This is a genomic window from Yersinia sp. Marseille-Q3913 (assembly GCF_963892745.1).
Classification (GTDB): Bacteria; Pseudomonadota; Gammaproteobacteria; order Enterobacterales; family Enterobacteriaceae; genus Yersinia; species Yersinia bercovieri.
The window spans coordinates 1-20,967 of record NZ_CAWQAF010000024.1 but is presented as its reverse complement, the minus strand read 5'-3'; the positions used below and the strand labels follow the sequence as shown (position 1 = coordinate 20,967).

Below are 20,967 nucleotides of genomic sequence, written 5' to 3'. Positions count from 1 at the left end.
GCGTTAAGCGCAATTATTTACCTGAATCACTGACGTAACTCAGTGATTCAGTTTGTCATTGCTTGCGCTTATTTATCCGAATCAGCGGCTTGATAAACTAATTTACCGCCAATCAGTGTGGTCTCCACCTTAGTTTGATAAATCCTCTCTGGCGACTGCTCAAACAGGTTATTTTTCAGAATGATGATATCGGCGAATTTACCTGCTTCCAGTGAGCCGATATATTGCTCTTTAGCAATCATATAAGCGGCATCAATGGTGGCAGATCGCAGAGTTTCGATCAGTGTCAAATCCCGGTCAGTATCCAGACGCGGGCCTGCTGGATTGCCATCAAGATCCCATGCGCGGCGGGTCATGCCCACTTGCAGGTTGTACCACTCATCCAGGCGATCAATAGGCCAGTCACTGCCATAAGCGATTCGTGCACCAGCATCGAGAAAACGGGCGGCTGGCTCCATATGCTGAAAACGGGTCTTGCCCAGCATGGCGCGCTCTTCATCAATTAGCACGCCCGGTAAGCCGGCCCACTGGAAGGAGAGCACCGCCGTGGCACCCAGTTTGGCAAAACGGTCATATTGATGGGCTGCAACCAACTCATTGTGCGCCAATCCCGGCCGAATATCCTTGCCCGGCAGTGTCGCACGCATCTGCTCCACCGCATCTAACACCATCTCGATGGCGCCATCCCCCACGGTGTGAGTATGGGGATGCAGGCCGGCGCGGGCGCACTCCAGAATCACGGCATTGACCACCGGCGCGGTAAAGTAGAGATCGCCATAGCGCTCGGTATTTTGCCAATCTGGCTGCTGCGCGGTGCCATGGTTTGCCCGGTAGGGTTCGAGCAAGGCGGCAGTCATGGTCGGCGGTTGTAACACCCCGTCGATAAAGAGTTTCAGGTGATCGACAGCAAAGCCCGGCGCAGGGCTCCATTCGCGGCTGCCCCATTCACGACCAAACTCCACCACCTCCTGCACCACGCGCGCGGCGTCCTCTGGCCCTTGCAGGCTATCGGGGGTGACCTCTTTAGCCCCCAGCACTCGCAGGGTCAATTCATTACGCTCATGTAACCGACGAAACGCCAGCAACTGCTCGGCAAATACACGGGTATCCATCACTGTCGTCACGCCCTGAGCATTCAGGACCTGCTGCACATGGGTGGCGATTTGCACATTTTTTTCTGCTGTCGCGGATGGGATGCTATCAAAGGCGCGCATGGCGGGTGCATCTTCCAAAATACCGGTCAGTTTGCCATTCGCGTCACGGGCAATTTTGCCGTCTGGCGGCACCGGGGTATTTTCATCAATGCCCAGCAGCTCCAGCGCTCGGCTGTTGGCGGCCAATGTATGGCAGTCATTGGAGAACAGGGCAACCGGGCGGCGGGTATTGAGGGAGTCTAGTGCCGCGCGGCTCATATCGGCACCCACTGGCGTCATCGCCTGACGCTGCCAGGCGCGGACAGTCAGCCAATCATTTTCGCCTTTAAAGGGGTCATTATCGAGGTGCTGCTGGATGATATCCAACGTCTGCTCAACACTCAGCGCAGCATAATTAAGATTACAACCGATCAGCTGTTTTCCGCCCCAAAATGGGTGCATATGGCTGTCAATCAGGCCGGGCATCATAAATTTGCCGGTCAGATCGATAAGTTGGGTTTTCGGGCCGGAAAACAGGGGGATAAGTTCATCGCCGCCAATGGCCAGAATATAGCCATGGCCCAGTGCGATGGCGCTGCAAACCCGGTCATTGGAATCTGCCGTGTAAATCGTGCCGTTGTAATAGATAACATCGGCTACAGACGTCTGTTTAGTCATGTTATGGACTCAATAAATCCCCTTTTAACTGGGGATAGGGATCATTAAATAGCGATTATAGCCTGTTATTAATGGCAAAGCCGCCACAGTGAGAGACGGGCTAAGGCCAAGAGGCGAGTATCGATTTTTTAGCGATTAAATTTCCAACAATTCGGTCTTAATCATCGCATTCAGATGGCGCAGTATCTCAGCTTCTGAAAAGCCTAATTGGGTAAATTGGGTCAGGCCATCCAGACCACAGACCAGACCAATTAAGCGCCATGCAACATCACTGGCGTTAATGTCTGAGCGGAATTCATCATTGGCAATGCCGGCATGAATGACCGCTAGCGTCGCCTGGTGCCAGTCTGACATTGAGGCGGCATAGGCGGCTTTAATCAGCTCATCTCGCTCAGCCAAAATCGAAACTTCATTCCACAAACGCGTCTCTCTTTGTCCCATCTCATCTTGCGGATAGCCCAGTACTTGTTGCAGCCGTTCAATGGCAGGTAAATTTTGGCACTCTACCGTAAAAGCCGCTAACGACTGTTTCACCAATAACAGAAAAGCATCGGCCCGCAGGCGCGATACTGACGCGAAGTGGTGGTGAACTTGCCCAATCGCCACGCCAGCTTCACTGGCAACACGGCGCACGGTAGTTGCGGCCATGCCCTCAGATATGGCGACACGCATCGCCGCGTGCAAAATGGTGTTGTGGCGCTCTTCGCGATTCAAATAGGCCAAAAATGGCTCCTTATCTGGCTGAACACTGTTTTGGTCATTATGTGATGAATTGGACGCTAGTTCAACTTTCAGTTATTATTGGTGTATTGAACAGGTGTTCAACATTATTTTTTGCCCTATTTGAGCGTGTTTTGTATGTCTAAAAAGTGGATGATTTTCTACGTTATTATTCTGATGTATCTCCCCGTTTCGATTGATGCCACCGTATTGCATGTGGCGGCTCCTCGGCTGGGTATTGCCCTGTCGGCGACTGGCAGCGAATTGCTGTGGATCATCGATATTTACTCGCTGGTGATGGCGTGTTTGTTACTGCCGATGGGGGCGCTGGGTGATCGCATTGGCTTCAAACGGCTGGCTTTAATGGGGTCGGTACTGTTCGGATTGGCATCACTGGCGGCCGCCCTTGCGCCGTCGGTTGCGGCACTGATTGCGGCGCGCGCGTTTTTGGCGATCGGTGCGGCGATGATCCTGCCAGCCACTTTATCCGCCGTGCGCCATATTTTTACCGATGAGCGGGAACGTGCGCTGGCGCTGGGGATATGGGTAGCGATTGGCACTATGGGGGCCGCGATGGGGCCGCTGGTGGGCGGAATATTGCTGGAGTACTTTTACTGGGGGGCGGTTTTTCTGATCAATATTCCCATTATCATCGCCGTGGTGATTGCGACCTTGCTGGTGATCCCCAGCCAACCCATGCGCACTGAACAGACATGGAAATTGGCTCCGGCACTGGTATTGATTACCGCGATCCTGATGCTGGTCTATGCCGCGAAAACTGGGCTGCGTGGTGGGGGCGATATAGTTGTCACCTCTCTGGCGGCGCTGTTGGGTGGCGTGATGCTGTTTGCATTTGTTCGCCATCAGCTAGCCACGCAGGCCCCGATGATTGATTTTCGGCTGATTAGTCAGCGGGTGATCGCGGTGGGTATGGTGATGGCGATGACCGCCATGATCACGCTGGTGGGTTTTGAGTTGCTGCTGACACAGGAATTGCAGTTTGTCTTAGGTAAAAGTCCGCTCGAAGCGGGCATATTTCTACTGCCGCTAATGATTGCCAGTGGGGTGAGCGGGCCGATATCCGGTTGGCTGGTCGCCAGACTGGGGCTGCGCACCGTCGCCAGTGCGGGTATTGCATTGAGCTCATTGAGCTTTCTGGGGCTAGCCTGGACTGACTTCGCCACTCAAGCTTATTTGGCATGGGGGTGGATGATATTGCTCGGTTTCAGTATTGAAGCTTCGTTGCTGGCCTCGACGGCGGCCATTATGAGCGCCGCACCCCCTGAAAAAGCCGGTGCAGCGGGGGCGGTCGAGGGGATGGCTTATGAGTTGGGGGCTGGGCTAGGGGTGGCAATATTTGGTTTGATGCTCTCGCGAGCTTATACCGCCTCGATTGTGTTACCGGCGAGTCTACCCGCAGATTTAGCGGCTCAGGCCAGTGCTTCTATCAGCGAAACCATTCAGGTGGTGAATGGCCTTGGTGGAAATGAACAGCTGCTTGCCAGTGCTAAACTGGCTTTTTCAGCCTCACACAGCTTGGTATTGGGCACCGCTAGCGCACTGCTGATCCTACTGGCGGTGGCCGTTTGGTTTACCATGCCGGGGAAACGTATCCTGCAATTGGCGCACTGATTGTTGGCTTGAAAGGCCGCCAATGATCTTTTAACTATATAGTCATTACTCTTACTAAAGTGTGTGATATATCTATTTAAGGTAGCGACTTGGGTTTTGGTATGCTGACGATGCCACAACCCTATCTTAATAAAGAGTAAGGCTTTCTCTATGACCGAGCGGCAGTTCACAGCACAACTCGATATCGACAGCTCGGCTCAGCCGGTCCGGGTTGCGGCTAAAGGGGATTGGGTCTTGGCGCACTACCGTGCCCTGGAGCCGGAAGTGACCCAATTGCGGGCGAATTTGCCTGCCGCTGTGGTATTTGATCTCAGCCAATTGGGCGCGTTGGATACCGCGGGTGCGACGCTGCTGGTATTGCTACTCGGCGAGGAGCGTGTCAACCAATTGCGCGAGCTTGCCCCCACACTACCTGATGAGCGCCGAGTCTTACTGGAAACAGTTAGCCACGTTTTACCCGATTTAGCGCCGGAACCTGTCACCAAAGTTCCCCCATTCTGGCTGGAGTTATTGTCCAATATTGGCCGTTCAATGGACAATTTATGGCAAGATATCAAATCTTTACTGGGCTTTACCGGCCTAACCCTTGAGGCTCTGCTGAGCACGATATTTCGCCCCTCCCGCTGGCGAATGACCTCGCTTATCGCCAATATTCAGCAAATTGGCCTGAATGCTGTTCCTATCATTATGCTGCTGACCTTTCTGGTCGGGGCTGTCATCGCCTTTCTCGGTGCCACCGTGTTGACCACCTTCGGCGCGGGTATTTTTACCGTCGATTTAGTGGTGTTCTCTTTCCTGCGCGAGTTTGCGGTATTGCTCACCGCTATCCTGATGGCAGGGCGCACCGCCAGTGCCTTCACCGCCGAAATCGGCTTGATGAAAGCCAATGAAGAGATTGACGCCATCCAAACACTGGGACTCAATCCGGTTGAGCTGCTGGTGCTGCCCCGGGTATTGGCGCTATTGATTTCGCTGCCGATGCTGACATTTATCGGCATGGTTTGCGGTATTTTTGGTGGCATGGTGGTGTGCGCCTTAACGCTAGATATTTCGCCGACCATGTTTTTGTCGATCATGCAAAACAGCAATGGATTGCAGCACTTTCTGGTGGGGATCAGTAAAGCGCCAGTTTTCGCTTTCCTGATTGCTATCATTGGCTGTCTGGAGGGGTTCAAAGTCACGGGCAGCGCGGAGTCTGTGGGAGTTCATACCACCACCAGTGTGGTGCACTCTATCTTTGTGGTCATCCTGCTTGATGCTGTCGCCGCGCTATTTTTCATGGAGATGGGGTGGTGAGCCAAATGAAGCAAGATGCAATCATTCAAATCCGTGGTTTGGTGAACAGCTTTGGCAAACAGACGGTGCACCAAGACCTGAATCTTGATGTTCAGCGCGGCGAAATTCTCGGCGTGGTCGGTGGTTCGGGAACCGGAAAGTCCGTGCTATTGCGCAGTATCGTCGGGTTGCGCCGCCCCACCGGCGGGCAGATCCACGTCTTTGGTCAGGATTTAATGGCGCTGTCGGGGATGTCGCGCTCTATGGTCGAACGCCGATTTGGCGTGCTGTTTCAACGGGGGGCGCTGTTTAGCTCTCTGACGGTGACTGAAAACGTGGCATTGCCGTTAATCGAAAATGCCGGTTTGCCACGGGCTGAAGCTGAGCGCCTGGCGCAGGTCAAATTGGCACTGGCGGGTTTACCGCCGGGCGCAGGCAGTAAATATCCGGCGTCTCTGTCGGGCGGTATGGTCAAACGGGTGGCTTTAGCCCGTGCGCTGGCGCTGGACCCCGATATTTTGTTTCTTGATGAGCCGACTGCGGGTCTTGATCCCATTGGTGCGGCGGCCTTCGACAGTTTGATTCGCACACTGCGTGATGCCCTCAATCTGACGGTGTTTTTGGTGACTCACGATCTGGATACGCTCTATACGCTGTGTGATCGTGTGGCGGTGCTTTCACAGAAGAGAGTGCTAGTGGTGGATACATTGGATAACGTCGCTGCGACCGATGACGACTGGATTCAGGCGTATTTTCATGGCCCACGTGGCCGGGCTGCCTATCAGGCAGCCACCAATAGTGGAGAGAGGTGGTAATATGGAAACCCGTGCTCATCATGTTGTCATTGGTTTGTTCACTCTCATTGTGGTCAGTGCCGCGCTGTTATTCTGCCTTTGGCTAACCAACGCCGGCTCTAATCGTCAGTTCAAACTGTACGATATTGTCTTCAATGAACCGGTGAGTGGCCTCTCTCAGGGCAGCACCGTGCAGTACAGCGGGATCCGCGTCGGCGAAGTCATTCAACTGCGTCTGGATAGCGAAAATCCCAATAAAGTTTGGGCGCGGATTCGGGTGTCGGCATCAACGCCCATCCGCCAGGATACCCAGGCGCGCCTGACGGTCGCCGGGATTACCGGCACTTCCAATATTCAGTTCAGCAGCAGCAGCCAATCAAGCCCACTGCTGGAGGGGCAAGATGGTGAGATCCCCATCATCATTGCTACCCCATCGCCGATGAGCCAATTATTGGCTAACGGTGAGAATTTCATGAGCAACGCCAATGAAGTGCTGGTGCGCCTCAATCAACTCTTGGAGCCTGATAATCAGCAGCGCCTCATCAGGACGCTGGATAATCTGGCGCTGATTACCCAGACCGTGGCTGATCAACGTGGCGATATCCGCACCATGTTGCAGCAGTTGGCGCAAGCCAGCAAACAGGCCAATGAGACACTGGCACAGACCAATCGCTTACTGCGCAATGCCAACGGATTAATGGATGGGCAGGGCAAACAGCTAGTTAGTGATGCCGCTAAGACCATGGCGTCGTTACAAAAAACCAGTACCATCCTCAATCAATTGGTGAGTGAAAATAAAACCTCGCTCAGTAATGGTATGCAAGGGATGAGTGAGTTGGGACCAGCGGTTGATGAGCTGCGCAGAACATTAGCCACATTACGTGCGGCGGTTTCCCGCCTGGAAGAGAACCCAGCGGCCTTGCTGCGTGGCCGCGAAAGAACACAGGAGTTTACGCCTCGATGATATCACTTAAGGTAATGCGTTATGCAGGCCGCCGCACTTGGCTATTGATGTTATCAATGCCGGCTATGTTGCTATCAGCCTGCACCATTTTACCCACCGCGCCGGTATCACAGGTCTATCTTCTGCCGGTGCCACCAGCGACGAATGCCCCGCGAGCGCAGACCGTCGATTGGTCGCTGCGGGTTTCTCAACCGGCAACCAGCCAGTTCTTGAATAGCTCACGTATCGCTGTGCAGCCGCAGGGGCAGGAGATTGCGGTCTATCAAAACTCACGCTGGAGTGACCCCGCGCCGATTTTGCTGCGTAATCGCTTGATTCAGGAGTTCCGCGCAGATGGCCGTATTCGTGCCGTCAGTAGTGATGATGACAGTTTGCAGGCTGATGTTGAGTTGAGCGGTGATCTCTCTGCATTTCAGGGCGTCTATCTAACGGATAAGAGTGAAGTGCTGATCCGCTTTGATGCCCGACTGGTCAGAATTTCGGATCGGCGGATTATTGCCACCCGCCATTTTGAGATCCGCCAGCCGATAAAAGGCACGGAGATGAATGAGGTGGTTCAGGCGTTTGGTCTGGCGAGCGATCAGTTAGCCACTCAAGTGCTTAACTGGATGTTGCAGCACTCTCTTGCGTCATCTTAAAGCTTATCTCCCCCGATCAGACGGACTGAATCGTATTGGTCGGGGTATTTATTGCCCCGCGTCACTCTATTTATCCGGTTTAACTCAATATTAATGGCATGGGGAAAAGTGTGGCGTACGCGTAATCAATAAACATAATCTTATTTTTTATGCTGACCGCGAGGCGCTAGGACTAATCTCCCCCCTTTATATTTCTCTATATCTGTTATCTCACTGTCAAGTTAAGTAAAGTCAGCCAATTAAACTGACAAAGTCCTGTTCGACTCCGGCAAAATAACTGAAAGCGGTTAGGGAAGTATATTTAATATCAAATAAGTGTTGATTTTATGTTTCATAATGTTTGACTATTGCACAATAAATTGAGCAAAAGGGAATCATTATGCTTTGGAAAAATACCAGGGAGCAGTTTGGTCGCATCACTATTGGCATCCACTGGCTGGTCGCATTAACCGTCTATGGGTTATTTGCTCTGGGGTTGTGGATGGTGACACTGGGCTACTACGATGGCTGGTATCATCAGGCACCTGAAATACATAAAAGCATCGGCTGTATATTATTTGCTGTGATGATATTCCGGGTTGTTTGGCGCTTTATTTCGCCGCCACCAAAGCCCTTATCCAGCTATAGTCGTTTCACGCGAGTTAGCGCGATATTGGCTCATCTGATTTTATATATTGTTCTATTTTGTATTATGTTCAGCGGATATTTGATCTCGACGGCGGATGGACAACCTATCAATGTATTTGGTTGGTTTACTCTACCTGCGACATTAACCGGCTTACCTGACCAGGCTGATACCGCTGGCACTGTGCATCTTTATCTGGCCTGGGCCGTGGTAGTGCTTTCACTATTACATGGGCTGGCCGCGATCAAGCACCACTTTATTGATGGTGATATTACCCTTAAACGGATGCTGGGACGTAGCACCGATTAACCAACTCTATTATGGAGAATGAATATGTTTAATAAGACCCTATTGGGACTGACTGTTGGCGCACTGATGTTTACCGCAGGCAGCGCCGTAGCCGCCGAATATAAAATCGATAAAGAGGGGCAACACGCCTTTATCGAATTCCGGATTAAACATTTAGGCTATAGCTGGTTATACGGTAGCTTTAACGATTTTGATGGCTCTTTCACTTTTGATGAGAAAAATCCGGCTGCCGATAAAGTGAATGTGGTGATCAACACCAATAGTGTTGATACCAACCATGCTGAGCGTGATAAACATCTGCGCAGCAAAGAGTTCCTAAACGTCAGTAAATTCCCACAGGCGACATTTGAATCAACTGAAGTGAAGAAGAGTGGCGAAGGTTATTCCGTGGTGGGTAACCTGACACTGAATGGCGTCACTAAGCCTGTAACACTGGAAAGTAAGCTGACCGGCCAAGGCAATGACCCATGGGGCGGATACCGCGCGGGTTTTGAAGCGAACGGCAATATTAAGTTGAAAGATTTTAATATCACCACCGATTTAGGCCCGGCTTCACAAGAAGTCGAGCTGATTTTATCCGTCGAAGGTGTTCGCGCTAAATAGTTTTGTTTGGGTTAACTCGTTTTTTGGTTAAAGAAAGGCCCATAACTGACTGAGTCTCTGAGAATCAGGTCAGACTGAAACAGATTTTCGTTTGATAAATAGCCCCCGTCCAGCATGGATATTAACCGGTTGATAACTTCATTTATCATGCTGCTGACGGGGTCTTTAATGCTGGATAACGATGGGCTAAGAAAAGGAGCAAGCGGAATATTATCAAAACCGATGATAGATATTTCGTTTGGTACCCGAATGCCCACTTCAGTTAATTTTTTCATCGCGCCAATCGCCATATCATCATTACTGGCGATGATTGCGCTAAAAGGCAACTGAGTGGCGAGTAATGACTCTACCGCGGCAGAACCACTCTGCGGCGTCCATCTCCCTGGTGCAATAAGTGTTTCTCGCACAATCAATGAGTTGGCCATTAATGCGGCTTTGTAGCCGGAAAGGCGCTCAATAGCGGTGGGTGAATCCAGTGAACCGGTAATAAAGGCGATATCCCGATGCCCCTGCTCGATAAGGTAATTTGTGGCGTTATAGCTGGAGCCTTTATGATCACAGAAAATAGAGTGGCTATGATTTTTTCTTAATTTCCTGTTGACCACCATAATCGGCTGCTTATGTTTATCAATAATCAGATCCATAGCATCAACAGTTAAAAATCGCGGATAGATGATAATGGCATCACAGCGGAGATCTAGCAGGAACTGAATTGCCGCTTGTTCCTCTTCTGCGCTATGTTTCCCGTCTACCAATACCAACTGACGGCCACTATTTTCTAATTTTTTGGCCGCCTGAGAGAGAATTTCATTAAAGTAATTCCCATTGTAAAGTGTATTGGTCACCACGAAACCGATGCATTCTGATTTATTGGTTGCCAGATTTCGCGCTAATAAATTTGGCCGGTATCCCGCCTCTTCGATCGCCTTATAAACCTGCTCTTTTGTCGCTTCGCTGACATAACCTTTGCCTGACAGAACCCGTGAAACAGTGGCTTTTGATACGCCCGCTTTCTTTGCCACTTCCTGCATCGTAGACATAGGCCCTTCCTGGCTTTTAAATAATAATGACTATTCTACAGGTTACGACAGGCAAGCAACATGCTATTGAGCAGAATAAATCACCGCACTTATGCTGATCACCATCACAAAACGTAAATTGTATTAGCTCATCTATTGAATTCCATCTCGTAATTAACGATTCTCATGTGGAACCGGTTACCTATCTGTTTGGAAAGAACAAAATAGGCTGATTACCGGCAGATGGGTTAATTATAACTATATGAATATAATGGCTAATTGTACATTTATGCTGATGAGGGCAGTTTCCCTTCGGCCGCAAATGGTTCGCTTAGTCCGGCGTGCGTCGTTACGGGGAGTTGTTACTCATGTCTAAGAATTATGCCGTAGTATCTCAACAGATAGCCGATGCCATTGGTGGCGTCGGCAACATCGGAGCTGTGACCCACTGTATGACGCGGTTACGTTTTGTGCTCAATGATGATAGCGCGGTCGATCTGGCTAAGTTAAAGGCCATCAGTGGTGTACTGGGCGTGGTGCGCAATGAAAACCAGTGTCAGGTCATCATTGGTAATAACGTCTCCTATGCTTATGCAGAAGTTCTGAAACTGCTGCCGGAAGGCGCATTACCTGAAAGCAGTGCACCGCAAAAAAATAGAGTGACCTTAAGGCGAATAGGGGCTGGGATCCTTGATGCGCTGATTGGCACTATGTCACCGCTGATACCGGCGATCATTGGTGGGTCGATGGTCAAATTGCTGGCGATGATACTGGATATGACCGGTATCTTCGGCAAAGGCTCCTCAACACTGATCATTTTGAATGTCATTGGCGACGGCGCTTTCTTCTTCCTGCCTGTGATGGTGGCCGCTTCCGCCGCAGTCAAATTCAAAACCAACATGTCGCTGGCTATCGCCATTGCCGGGGTGCTGGTCCATCCCACCTTTATTGATCTGATGGCGAAGGCCGCGCAAGGCCAACAGGTTGAATTTATGGGGTTATCCGTCACCGCAGTGAAGTACACCTATACCGTGATCCCGGCGCTATGCATGACCTGGCTGCTCTCTTATATTGAACGTTGGGTTGACCGTATCACCCCTGCGGTGACCAAAAACTTCCTTAAGCCGATGCTGATTGTGCTCATTTCCGCCCCGATTGCCATTATGTTTATCGGCCCGCTGGGGATCTGGATCGGCAGCGGCATCTCCTCTTTGGTCTACACCGTTCATGATTATCTGGGCTGGCTCTCTGTCGCGATTATGGGCGCACTCTGGCCTCTGCTGGTGATGACCGGGATGCACCGAGTCTTTACCCCGACGATTATTCAGACCATTGCCGAAACCGGGAAAGAGGGCATGGTTATGCCGTCCGAAATTGGTGCTAACCTTTCGCTCGGTGGCTCGTCGCTGGCGGTGGCATGGCGAACCAAGAACCCAGAACTACGCCAGACAGCGCTGGCAGCGGCTGCATCCGCAATTGTGGCTGGCATTTCTGAGCCCGCGCTTTATGGTGTCGCTTTACGGCTCAAGCGCCCGCTGATCGCCAGCTTAATCAGTGGGTTTATTTGTGGTGCTGTCGCCGGGATCGGCGGGTTGGCCAGCCATTCGATGGCCTCTCCTGGGCTATTTACCAGTGTTCAGTTCTTCGATCCGGCCAATCCAATGAGTATCGTCTGGGTGTTTGGCGTGATGGTGCTGGCGATAGTGATTTCGTTCGTCACCACACTATTGCTGGGGTTTGAGGATATTCCCGTTGAGAGCAGTGAAGGCGAAAACACCGCTCCTGGCGACGACGTGCTGGTTTCGCAGAATGCAGTGAAAATTAACTAAATAACGAGGTATTTCATGGCGGTATCAACATTTCCTGACGGTTTTTTATGGGGTGGCGCATTAGCCGCAAACCAGGCCGAAGGTGCATGTTTTGAAGGTGGTAAAGGGCTGACGACAGTTGACATGATCCCCCATGGGCCGCACCGCCTGGCGGTAAAGCTGGGGCAGGAGAAGCGTTTTACATTGCGGGATGATGAATTTTATCCCAGCCACCAGGCCATTGATTTTTACCATCGATACAAAGACGATATCGCATTAATGGCTGAAATGGGATTCACCGTATTTCGCACATCAATAGCGTGGAGCCGAATTTACCCTAATGGCGATGAAATGACGCCAAATGCGGAAGGTATCGCCTTTTACCGCGACCTGTTTAGCGAATGCAAAAAGCACAATATCGAACCCTTAGTCACCTTGTGCCACTTTGATGTCCCGATGCATCTGGTCACAGAATATGGTTCGTGGCGCAACCGGAAAATGGTGGAACTCTTCACGCGCTATGCGCGCACCTGTTTCGAGGAGTTTGATGGTTTGGTGAAATATTGGCTCACTTTTAACGAGATCAATATTCTGCTGCATAGCCCATTCTCCGGTGCAGGATTGGTGTTTGAGCCAAATGAGAATCAAGAGCAGGTCAAATATCAGGCCGCCCATCACGAGCTGCTTGCCAGTGCACTGGCGACCAAAATTGCCCATGAGGTCAACCCGGATAATCAGGTGGGATGTATGCTGGCTGGCGGGAATTTCTACCCGCGCACCTGTAAGCCGGAAGATGTCTGGGCGGCGCTGCAAAAAGACCGCGAAAATCTGTTTTTCATTGATGTACAGGCGCGGGGTGCTTATCCGGCCTACACCAAACGTCTCTTCAGAGATAAGGGTATTTCAATCGTCACTGAAGCGGGGGACGACTATATCCTGAAGGATACCGTGGATTTCGTCTCCTTCAGTTATTACGCCTCCCGTTGTGCTTCGGCGGAGATGAACGACCATAACAGCAGTGCGGCCAATATCGTAAAATCCCTGAAAAATCCTCACATTGCGGCCAGCGAATGGGGTTGGGGCATTGATCCCTTAGGTTTACGCATCACCATGAACATGATGTATGACCGCTATCAGAAACCGCTGTTTCTGGTTGAAAATGGGCTGGGTGCGAAAGATGAAATTAACCCGCAGGGTGAAATTGAGGATGATTACCGCATTAGCTATTTGCGCGAGCATATTAAAGCCATGGGCGAGGCGATTGATGATGGTATTCCGGTTATCGGCTACACCTCATGGGGCTGCATTGATTTAGTTTCCGCCTCGACCGGGGAGATGAGCAAGCGCTACGGCTTTATCTATGTTGACCGCGATGACCAGGGAAATGGTTCTTTAGCACGTCGGAAAAAGAGATCTTTTTATTGGTATAAAAAGGTTATTGCCAGTAACGGTGCTGATTTGGGTTAAAAATGCGGGGAATATCGTCGATAATTGATATTCCCGCGAGATAGCGCATAAATGGCCTTATTCTGTTTTACTGTTCGCTATCCTGGTGGCGGTCGCGAGGTGAGCCTTTTTTCAGCAGAGTCATAAACTCCATAAATGCCGTGCGCAACGGGGCAAACAGCGGGTGTTTGCGGTTCTCCATCATGGTTTCGGAAAACAGTTTCAGGCCCACAGCAAATGCCGCTGTTTTATCTTTGCCGAACTGCAGATCTTCGCGCGCTTGTAATCGGTCGATGATGCCGAGGATCTCATCATGATTCTCGACTTCGAAGGTGACCGGTGCTTTATCCATTGGCTCACCTTTACGATCGGTGAGCGGCTCAACAGTAATGCGATAACGATAGCCGGACATCAGTTTTTCTCCTGTGCATCCGCATCCGCCGCCACTGATTCGGGCGTTAACTCTTTTTCGATAGCCTCTACTGCGGTCATTAAAGCGGCATTTATGCGCACAACCTGCTCTGGTGTGACATCTGACCGCACCATGTTGCTGCGCAAAATGTGACGTAGACGATGCATTACATCGGAAATACCTTCCGCCAGATTCCCCTCCGGGCGACGGTTTACCTGCGCCAGCCGAGAGAAAATCACATCAACGACTGCTTTATTTTGCTGCAATTCAACCTTACCGGCCTCGGTGATTTGGTAGCTTTTGCGGCCATTACCGGTTGCCACAGGTGTGACAAAATCTTGCTCTTCCAGCAGGGTGAGTGTTGGGTAGATAACCCCTGGGCTTGGAACATAAAGCCCTGATGACGCCTCTTCGATAGCCTTAATCAACTCATAGCCATGGCTGGGTTTTTTATCAACCAGAGCCAGCAAAACAACACGTAAATCACCGTGTTCGAACAGGCGATGCATTTTGTCACCACGCCCACCTCTACCGCCTCTTACTGCTTCCGCTCTGCCATCCATCATCGGGTGACGACCACCACGATGCATTCTCTCGCCACAACGGCGCTGCCCTTCATGATGCCCTTCGCCATGACCACGTTTTGAAAATCCAAACATAATGACTCTCCTTTAGATATATCGAAACAATTCCGATATATCTAATGTAGATCGATATATCGAAGTTAGCAAGAGGGCGATGCAAGAAAGATATATCTAAATAAAAACCAGGTCGGGATGGGGAAGGTGAGTGAGCTTAGGGGAGAGGCTAGAGTTATGAAAGTCTGGACACTGCGTTATGGCCCAAGATCTGACAATAAGGCATTAGTACAAATAACCAATGCAGATCATGATTGGGATAAGAAAATTCAAGTGATGGATGTAGAAAATAAAGAGGCGCGTAGTGACTATAGCGTCGCTGTTAATGGGAAGAAATTTGTGGTGTTAGTGATTAACAACAATAATTCGGGGCTATTGTATCTCCCTGGCGAGAGTGGCAATCATCCCATTATTTATAGCCCATCGCTTTCTGACGAAGGTAATGCGCAATATTTCCTGACTGATTTTCTTAAGCAAGAAGGCAAGCAGGCGCAATATATATTGCTATAAATCATCTCCTTGCTCGGCTGAACAGTGCCGAGCAAGGGGGAGATATTATGTATTACTGCTAACTCGTTAGTAAATATAATAAATATTCACTTAGTTAACATGTGGTAAATTAATTTATGAATTAATTATTGATAAATAAATTGATAAATATCAATAAAATAGAGACTATGCCAATAAGGGTTATTTTTGAATAAAGAGCCTAAAATTGATAAAACGCAAGAAAGTAGAGATGCAGGAAATATCCTACACCAACCCCACTCTATATCTTATATTCAGCCCCGTCTTGACTCCGTACTGTAATACTAACTTATCACTCTTCCCTCAAAAACAATTCAAATGATAATTACTTGCATTGGCCGCTGTAATTGTTATTTGCATTGTTAATTTTCAGTTTATTTATTGTTGTAATAAGTACGTGTATTTAAAACAATAAATCTAAAAATAACTATTACTTTTATTAACTTATCTTAATCTAACATCAGGTAATTACTTATATGAAAATACGTTCAGGCGTGAAAGGCATATTTCGCCAAACATGCTTTTGTACGGCCCTTTCCGGTTTAGTCCTGAATGGGTCTTATGTTTTTGCTACGAATGTACCAATTGATAATGACCAGATAATTATTGTTTCACCCACGGAGATTTCCCCTTGGAGTAACGATAGCCTCTGGATTGGCAACACGAGCAATGGCACGTTACTGATTCAGGATGGCGGAAATGTAACCCTTTCTAGTGCATCTGATATCGGCAGGCTCCTCAATGGCGTTGGTCTTCTTGACGTGTCCGGTAGTGGGTCGGCGTTTACTATCGGTAACGGTAACATCCTCACCATTGGCTACAATGGAAATGGCACGCTTTTAATTAGTGATGGTGGTGTAGTTAGTCATGGCGATGGCTTTATTGGCTACGGTGCTAGTGCGACTGGTGCCGTTCGAATGTCCGATGGCGGTACGTGGAATACCGTCACGGTTCATGCTGGTTTCTATGGTAATGGCACCCTTGCGATTAGCGATGACAGCATAGTAAATAGTACCGGGCTTGGCATTATTGCCGATAAGGCCGATTCGTCTGGCGCGGTTGATGTGTCCAGTGGTGGTTGGTGGAATATCTCGCAAGGCCTCTATGTTGGCCGTGGTGGTAATGGTTCGCTCTCGATAAGTGATGGTGGAACGGTTAACAGTAGCCTGGGATCTATCGGCGTGGACCTCAATTCGACGGGGATTGTCGAGGTTGCCGGTGTCGGATCGCAGTGGCGCAACAGTGGCACCCTTGCTGTTGGTAATGTTGGCTCTGGTGCCCTTAAGGTGAGTGATGGTGGCGTTGTTAGCAATACTGCGAGCTACCTCGGCTACTATAATGGTTCTATCGGCATTGTCGAGGTAAGCAATGGTGGTGAGTGGAATAACAATGGCACCCTCTATGCCGGTTACAACACTCAAGGCAATCTCACGATTAGCAATGGTGGCATTGTTAGTAGCACATCGGGTTATCTTGGTTACAACAGCACTTCAGAGGGTGTGGTTGACGTGACAGGTGCTGGCTCACAGTGGAATAACAGCGGTGGTCTTTTGGTTGGCTACTACGGTAGTGGCCAACTGACTATCAGTGATGGGGGTATTGTTAGAAATACTGAGGCCTCGATCGCCAGAAATCTCAGCCCAGTGGCCATAGTTGAAGTATCTAATGGCGGTTTGTGGGATAACAACGGCACCCTCAGTGTTGGCTATTCTGGTAATGGTACGCTTAAAGTCAGTGATGGCGGTATCGTCAACAGTAATCAGGGCTATATCGGTGTTATGGCCACTTCGACGAGCGCTGCCGAACTCTCTGGCTCGGGGGCGCAGTGGAATAACAGTGGCGCACTCACTGTGGGTCAATTCGGTAATGGTACGCTGACTATTGCTGATCAGGCTATCGTTTCTGCCAGCACCACGACTCTAGCCATGTATGTTAGTGGTAGTGATGTCAGTAGTGGCACCTTAAATATCGGCAACGGCAATCTGGCCGGCACCCTTAATACGGCTAAAATCACCGGCGGAGCAGGCACCGCAACCATTAATTTTAATCATATCGATGCGATTGATTTTTCACCACTGATGACAGGAAGAGTGGCGGTGAATCATTTCACCGGTGGCACCACGCGTTTGCTGGCGGCAAACAACTATACCGGTGCAACCAACATCAACGCAGGGACTTTGCAGGCGGGGGCGACAAATACTTTTAGTGCTGCCTCTAACTACAGTGTAGAGACAGCAGGTCAGTTGGATCTAGCCGGTTACAGCCAAACCCTCGCCAGTCTGAGCAACGCGGGTGTGGTGAGCTTTAATGGCGCGCCGGGGGCGATTTTGAGCATAACTGGTGATTATATCGGCAATGATGGTTTGCTGAATTTCAATACAGTTCTGAATGATGATACCTCAGCGACCGATAAACTGGTGGTCAACGGCAACACCTCCGGTAGCACATTGGTGAGTGTGACCAATGCGGGTGGCAGCGGTGCGGCGACCCTGAACGGTATTGAGCTGATACAGGTTAATGGCAGCTCTGACGGCGAATTTGTTAAAAATGGCCGTATTGTGGCGGGGGCTTATGATTACTATCTGGCTCGCGGGGTGGATGCCAAAGCCAGCAACTGGTATCTGAGCAGTGTGATATCACCGGTTATACCAAACTCAGAACCTGAGACCGAACTGGAACCGATCCCACAACCAGGCCCAAGAGTCACTCCTGACTCAGGTCAGATGATTGAGCGCCCGGAGGCTGGTGGCTATAGCGCGAACCTTGCCGCCGCCAACAACATGTTTGTCACCCGCCTGCATGACCGCTTGGGTGAAACGCAATATATTGATGCGCTGACTGGCGAGCACAAAGTCACCAGCCTGTGGTTACGTAACGAAGGTGGCCATACCCGTTCGCGCGATACCCAAGGCCAACTGGGGACGCAGGCCAATCGCTATGTGCTACAAATGGGCGGTGATATTGCCCAGTGGAGCAATAACGACCTGGACCGCTTCCATCTGGGTGTGATGGCCGGTTACGGCAACAGCAAAAGTAAAACCGAATCCCGCGTATCCGGTTACAGCGCCCGCGCATCCGTCGATGGCTACAGCCTTGGGCTGTACGGCACCTGGTATGCCAATGAAGTCGATAAATCGGGCTTATATGTAGACAGCTGGGCGCAATACAGCTGGTTCAATAACACCGTAGATGGTCAGTATCTGAATACCGAAGAGTATAAATCCAAAGGGGTGACCACCTCAGTTGAGAGTGGCTATACTTTCAAAGTGGGGGAAAACCCGGAGAAAAATGCCCGCTACTTTATCCAGCCGAAAGCACAGGTGATCTGGATGGGCGTCAAAGCAGACGACCATAAAGAAGCCAACGGCACAAACGTTTCTGGCGAAGGCAATGGCAATATCCAGACTCGCTTGGGGGTGAAAGCCTTTATGAACGGATCCCACGAAAGTGATAAAGGCAAAGACTGGGTATTCCAGCCGTTTGTTGAAGCCAACTGGATCCATAACAGTAAAGATTTTGGTACTACTATGGACGGTATCTCGGTGAAACAGGCTGGCGCGCGTAATATCGGCGAACTGAAAACCGGGGTGGAAGGGCAAATTAATAAGCAGTTAAATCTGTGGGGCAATGTTAGCCAACAAATCGGCGACAAAGGCTACAGTGATACGGCGGTAATGTTAGGGGTTAAATATAACTTCTAATTAGTTTTCATCAGTGTATTTCGGGATATCAGTGCATAAAAGGTGCTGATATCCTGCATTAGTCACTCAGTAAGACGTTCTACAACTATGCATTGTTACCGCTAAAGCTTATGGCAAGCCAATACCTACCTATCAGGTTGATGGCGAGGGGGCACAATGTTAGATAATTTAGCAGGACTCTATTTTACCTGTAATGCGTCGATGGAAAACTGGGCAGTGTTTTGCAAATATTCCGGCAGTGGCAGCAACTTATTGACATTATTATCCCCTTGCTCTGCAGAACCACACCGAGCAAGGGGGAAATAATCGGTTATGGCATTAGTTCTTCTTAACAAACTCAGATTTCAGCTTCATCTGACCAAATCCATCAATTTTACAATCGATATTGTGGTCGCCCTCAACCAGACGGATACCCTTCACTTTGGTGCCGATTTTCAAGGTTGAAGAGCTGCCTTTTACTTTCAGATCTTTAACAACAGTGACCGAATCGCCGTCAGCCAGCAAGTTACCATTGGCATCACGCACCACCAGACCCTCTTCATCTGTTGCTGAAGCACCGCTTTCTGACCACTCATGGCCACACTCTGGGCAATTCAGTTGTTCCCCCTCCTGCCATGTAAATTCAGAACTGCATTTTGGACAGTTTGGTAAACTCATCTCGCTAACTCCTTGAAATTAAATTTAATAAACATAAAAAAGTGATAAATAATCGGTTACTGTCTTGATAATCACCTATTTTACACTTTTTATCAGGTTATTGACTAGTCAGACGAGGAGTGAAGAGCGTAAAGGGGGGCTAACTACTTTTTGCATCATGTTTTATAGCGATAATCTTATGGGAAGAAACCCCTTTTCTAGGATAAATAAGAGTAAATCATCATTCTATATTCCCCCCTTCTGTTTATGTCATGGAGTACAGTGACTCCAGCAGAACAAGAGATGACAAAACATGCTCGGTGACTGTGAGTTCTGCGGGTGACTCTATTTATGGCTGGCGTTTGGATGGTGTCGATGCATATGTATCAGGTTACTCGGTCATTGTTGAACCCCCTCGGACAGTACCGTTATCACAAATCCCATTTATGGTTGTGTAGCCTATAACTCATCTAATGTTGCTGATAATACGTCAGTGAATATAAACATTAATGCTATATCCAACTCAGTCAATATTAATAATGGCATATTTAATGGCGATTTTATGGGGGCAGGCTTATACCGAGATTAACAGTGGTGGTAATAATGGTTCTATTGTTATCAGCAATATCATTGATTAATAGCAGGTCATTACGCGATTTATGGGCGGCTAAATGATGCTTACTGGCAGCCAGCGCCGGATATTTTAGTGATATGGAAATAGTAATATTTCCATAACCGTTTTTTGTGGTTCGATTTCCACGCAATATAATCAGAATATTTCCAACGACAGATCCGCCCAAGCTTAATCTGTTTTCGAGAGTTCCCGTGATTGATCAACCCATAAAACCATTTAGCCACTTACTTAGCATCAACCGGAACCAGCCTTCGCTCTGCAATCGTATCTACGCACTCATCAAAGTCAGACGTGTATGCATCGAACAGTTGCTCTTTGTCCCGATATTTTTGCATGCCATCCCACCATAATTTCTGCCCGGAGCCGCGAACCACCGCAAGTCGCTTAGCCCAGTCTGGCGCGCCATTGAAATCACTGTGCGAACCTGATAGCAACTTCCACTGCATTATCTAAATACTCCCCGAATAATCTCATTTTAAATCGTATAAATAGTCATTAGTACTACCAATCCAATGACGACAATAAAGTACCAAGTACCGGCTAATATTTTTGATAATCCCATGCGGCCGTCATTAACATTCGTCTTCACTGATGCTCTTGCTTTAATTGGCCTAAGTGGGACGGCGTAGCACAGGTGCCGGATTATTTGTGTTATCGGCAGCTCGGCAGCGTTACTTAATATTTATTTTCCACAGGTAGGCTTCTTTGTGGTTATGTGAGGTAACGTCGATTGTCTGAGAGCTTTACTATGAAAGGGTTTTCGGTGTGATGTGG

At 49.4% G+C, this 20,967-nt stretch carries 18 protein-coding genes; 11 read left to right on the top strand and 7 right to left on the bottom strand.

Annotation, left to right across the window (positions count from 1 at the left end; all coding sequences use genetic code 11):
• Positions 1 to 68: 68 nt before the first annotated feature.
• The gene (locus tag AACW11_RS11910; protein WP_212586754.1) at positions 69 to 1,811 is read right to left on the bottom strand and encodes an amidohydrolase; all 1,743 of its coding nucleotides are present in this window, start codon (positions 1,809 to 1,811) and stop codon (positions 69 to 71) included.
• Between the two features lie 135 nt (positions 1,812 to 1,946).
• Positions 1,947 to 2,534 carry a TetR family transcriptional regulator gene (locus AACW11_RS11905; RefSeq protein WP_212586753.1) on the bottom strand — a complete coding sequence of 196 codons (588 nt, stop codon included), beginning with the start codon at positions 2,532 to 2,534 and terminating at the stop codon, positions 1,947 to 1,949.
• 135 nt (positions 2,535 to 2,669) lie between these two features.
• On the opposite strand from AACW11_RS11905, the gene AACW11_RS11900 reads away from it, so the two are divergent.
• From AACW11_RS11900 to AACW11_RS11870, 7 genes are all read left to right on the top strand, one after another.
• A complete protein-coding gene (locus tag AACW11_RS11900) occupies positions 2,670 to 4,163 on the top strand; it encodes a SmvA family efflux MFS transporter (protein WP_212586752.1) in 1,494 nt (497 codons plus the stop codon).
• A gap of 150 nt (positions 4,164 to 4,313) precedes the next feature.
• A complete protein-coding gene (locus AACW11_RS11895) occupies positions 4,314 to 5,459 on the top strand; it encodes an MlaE family ABC transporter permease (RefSeq protein ID WP_212586751.1) in 1,146 nt (381 codons plus the stop codon).
• Between the two features lie 5 nt (positions 5,460 to 5,464).
• A complete protein-coding gene (locus AACW11_RS11890; protein ID WP_212586750.1) occupies positions 5,465 to 6,253 on the top strand; it encodes an ABC transporter ATP-binding protein in 789 nt (262 codons plus the stop codon).
• Between the two features lies 1 nt (position 6,254).
• A complete protein-coding gene (locus AACW11_RS11885) occupies positions 6,255 to 7,196 on the top strand; it encodes an MlaD family protein (RefSeq protein WP_212586749.1) in 942 nt (313 codons plus the stop codon).
• Positions 7,193 to 7,834 (top strand): ABC-type transport auxiliary lipoprotein family protein, encoded by a 642-nt coding sequence (locus AACW11_RS11880; protein ID WP_212586748.1) that lies wholly within the window; start codon positions 7,193 to 7,195, stop codon positions 7,832 to 7,834. Before AACW11_RS11885 ends, AACW11_RS11880 begins: the two co-directional genes overlap by 4 nt.
• Positions 7,835 to 8,213: 379 nt before the next feature.
• Positions 8,214 to 8,768 carry a cytochrome b gene (locus tag AACW11_RS11875; protein WP_212586747.1) on the top strand — a complete coding sequence of 185 codons (555 nt, stop codon included), beginning with the start codon at positions 8,214 to 8,216 and terminating at the stop codon, positions 8,766 to 8,768.
• Positions 8,769 to 8,792: 24 nt separating this feature from the next.
• The gene (locus AACW11_RS11870; protein ID WP_048616655.1) at positions 8,793 to 9,371 is read left to right on the top strand and encodes a YceI family protein; all 579 of its coding nucleotides are present in this window, start codon (positions 8,793 to 8,795) and stop codon (positions 9,369 to 9,371) included.
• An 11-nt stretch (positions 9,372 to 9,382) separates the two neighbouring features.
• Here AACW11_RS11870 and AACW11_RS11865 read toward each other — a convergent pair whose 3' ends face one another.
• The gene (locus tag AACW11_RS11865; RefSeq protein ID WP_212586746.1) at positions 9,383 to 10,411 is read right to left on the bottom strand and encodes a LacI family DNA-binding transcriptional regulator; all 1,029 of its coding nucleotides are present in this window, start codon (positions 10,409 to 10,411) and stop codon (positions 9,383 to 9,385) included.
• A 347-nt stretch (positions 10,412 to 10,758) separates the two neighbouring features.
• Here AACW11_RS11865 and ascF point away from each other — a divergent pair, with 347 nt between their 5' ends.
• Complete coding sequence (ascF, locus tag AACW11_RS11860; protein WP_212586745.1) at positions 10,759 to 12,219, top strand: PTS cellobiose/arbutin/salicin transporter subunit IIBC; 1,461 nt, start codon at positions 10,759 to 10,761, stop codon at positions 12,217 to 12,219.
• Positions 12,220 to 12,234: 15 nt separating this feature from the next.
• Positions 12,235 to 13,665 carry a 6-phospho-beta-glucosidase gene (locus AACW11_RS11855; protein WP_212586744.1) on the top strand — a complete coding sequence of 477 codons (1,431 nt, stop codon included), beginning with the start codon at positions 12,235 to 12,237 and terminating at the stop codon, positions 13,663 to 13,665.
• Between the two features lie 67 nt (positions 13,666 to 13,732).
• Here AACW11_RS11855 and AACW11_RS11850 read toward each other — a convergent pair whose 3' ends face one another.
• Together AACW11_RS11850 and AACW11_RS11845 are read right to left on the bottom strand one after the other, a co-directional pair.
• The gene (locus AACW11_RS11850) at positions 13,733 to 14,056 is read right to left on the bottom strand and encodes a DUF3861 domain-containing protein (protein WP_212586743.1); all 324 of its coding nucleotides are present in this window, start codon (positions 14,054 to 14,056) and stop codon (positions 13,733 to 13,735) included.
• Entirely contained in the window at positions 14,056 to 14,715 is a 660-nt protein-coding gene (locus AACW11_RS11845; RefSeq protein ID WP_212586742.1) for a PadR family transcriptional regulator, read from the bottom strand. Before AACW11_RS11845 ends, AACW11_RS11850 begins: the two co-directional genes overlap by 1 nt.
• Positions 14,716 to 14,871: 156 nt before the next feature.
• On the opposite strand from AACW11_RS11845, the gene AACW11_RS11840 reads away from it, so the two are divergent.
• Complete coding sequence (locus AACW11_RS11840; RefSeq protein WP_249192941.1) at positions 14,872 to 15,204, top strand: hypothetical protein; 333 nt, start codon at positions 14,872 to 14,874, stop codon at positions 15,202 to 15,204.
• A 494-nt stretch (positions 15,205 to 15,698) separates the two neighbouring features.
• Positions 15,699 to 18,923 carry an autotransporter outer membrane beta-barrel domain-containing protein gene (locus AACW11_RS11835; RefSeq protein ID WP_212586741.1) on the top strand — a complete coding sequence of 1,075 codons (3,225 nt, stop codon included), beginning with the start codon at positions 15,699 to 15,701 and terminating at the stop codon, positions 18,921 to 18,923.
• A 318-nt stretch (positions 18,924 to 19,241) separates the two neighbouring features.
• Here AACW11_RS11835 and AACW11_RS11830 read toward each other — a convergent pair whose 3' ends face one another.
• Both AACW11_RS11830 and AACW11_RS11825 read right to left on the bottom strand, forming a co-directional pair.
• Positions 19,242 to 19,580 carry a zinc ribbon domain-containing protein YjdM gene (locus tag AACW11_RS11830; protein ID WP_212586740.1) on the bottom strand — a complete coding sequence of 113 codons (339 nt, stop codon included), beginning with the start codon at positions 19,578 to 19,580 and terminating at the stop codon, positions 19,242 to 19,244.
• Between the two features lie 837 nt (positions 19,581 to 20,417).
• A complete protein-coding gene (locus AACW11_RS11825; protein ID WP_212586739.1) occupies positions 20,418 to 20,639 on the bottom strand; it encodes a hypothetical protein in 222 nt (73 codons plus the stop codon).
• Positions 20,640 to 20,967 lie beyond the last annotated feature (328 nt).

Excerpts from the sequence above, each read along its gene's own strand:
- AACW11_RS11910 (WP_212586754.1), bottom strand. The coding sequence starts at position 1,811 with ATGACTAAACAGACGTCTGTAGCCGATGTTATCTATTACAACGGCACG.
- AACW11_RS11900 (WP_212586752.1), top strand. The coding sequence starts at position 2,670 with ATGTCTAAAAAGTGGATGATTTTCTACGTTATTATTCTGATGTATCTC.
- AACW11_RS11895 (WP_212586751.1), top strand. The coding sequence starts at position 4,314 with ATGACCGAGCGGCAGTTCACAGCACAACTCGATATCGACAGCTCGGCT.
- AACW11_RS11890 (WP_212586750.1), top strand. The coding sequence starts at position 5,465 with ATGAAGCAAGATGCAATCATTCAAATCCGTGGTTTGGTGAACAGCTTT.
- AACW11_RS11885 (WP_212586749.1), top strand. The coding sequence starts at position 6,255 with ATGGAAACCCGTGCTCATCATGTTGTCATTGGTTTGTTCACTCTCATT.
- AACW11_RS11880 (WP_212586748.1), top strand. The coding sequence starts at position 7,193 with ATGATATCACTTAAGGTAATGCGTTATGCAGGCCGCCGCACTTGGCTA.
- AACW11_RS11875 (WP_212586747.1), top strand. The coding sequence starts at position 8,214 with ATGCTTTGGAAAAATACCAGGGAGCAGTTTGGTCGCATCACTATTGGC.
- AACW11_RS11870 (WP_048616655.1), top strand. The coding sequence starts at position 8,793 with ATGTTTAATAAGACCCTATTGGGACTGACTGTTGGCGCACTGATGTTT.
- AACW11_RS11865 (WP_212586746.1), bottom strand. The coding sequence starts at position 10,411 with ATGTCTACGATGCAGGAAGTGGCAAAGAAAGCGGGCGTATCAAAAGCC.
- ascF (WP_212586745.1), top strand. The coding sequence starts at position 10,759 with ATGTCTAAGAATTATGCCGTAGTATCTCAACAGATAGCCGATGCCATT.
- AACW11_RS11855 (WP_212586744.1), top strand. The coding sequence starts at position 12,235 with ATGGCGGTATCAACATTTCCTGACGGTTTTTTATGGGGTGGCGCATTA.
- AACW11_RS11850 (WP_212586743.1), bottom strand. The coding sequence starts at position 14,056 with ATGTCCGGCTATCGTTATCGCATTACTGTTGAGCCGCTCACCGATCGT.
- AACW11_RS11845 (WP_212586742.1), bottom strand. The coding sequence starts at position 14,715 with ATGTTTGGATTTTCAAAACGTGGTCATGGCGAAGGGCATCATGAAGGG.
- AACW11_RS11840 (WP_249192941.1), top strand. The coding sequence starts at position 14,872 with ATGAAAGTCTGGACACTGCGTTATGGCCCAAGATCTGACAATAAGGCA.
- AACW11_RS11835 (WP_212586741.1), top strand. The coding sequence starts at position 15,699 with ATGAAAATACGTTCAGGCGTGAAAGGCATATTTCGCCAAACATGCTTT.
- AACW11_RS11830 (WP_212586740.1), bottom strand. The coding sequence starts at position 19,580 with ATGAGTTTACCAAACTGTCCAAAATGCAGTTCTGAATTTACATGGCAG.
- AACW11_RS11825 (WP_212586739.1), bottom strand. The coding sequence starts at position 20,639 with ATGCAGTGGAAGTTGCTATCAGGTTCGCACAGTGATTTCAATGGCGCG.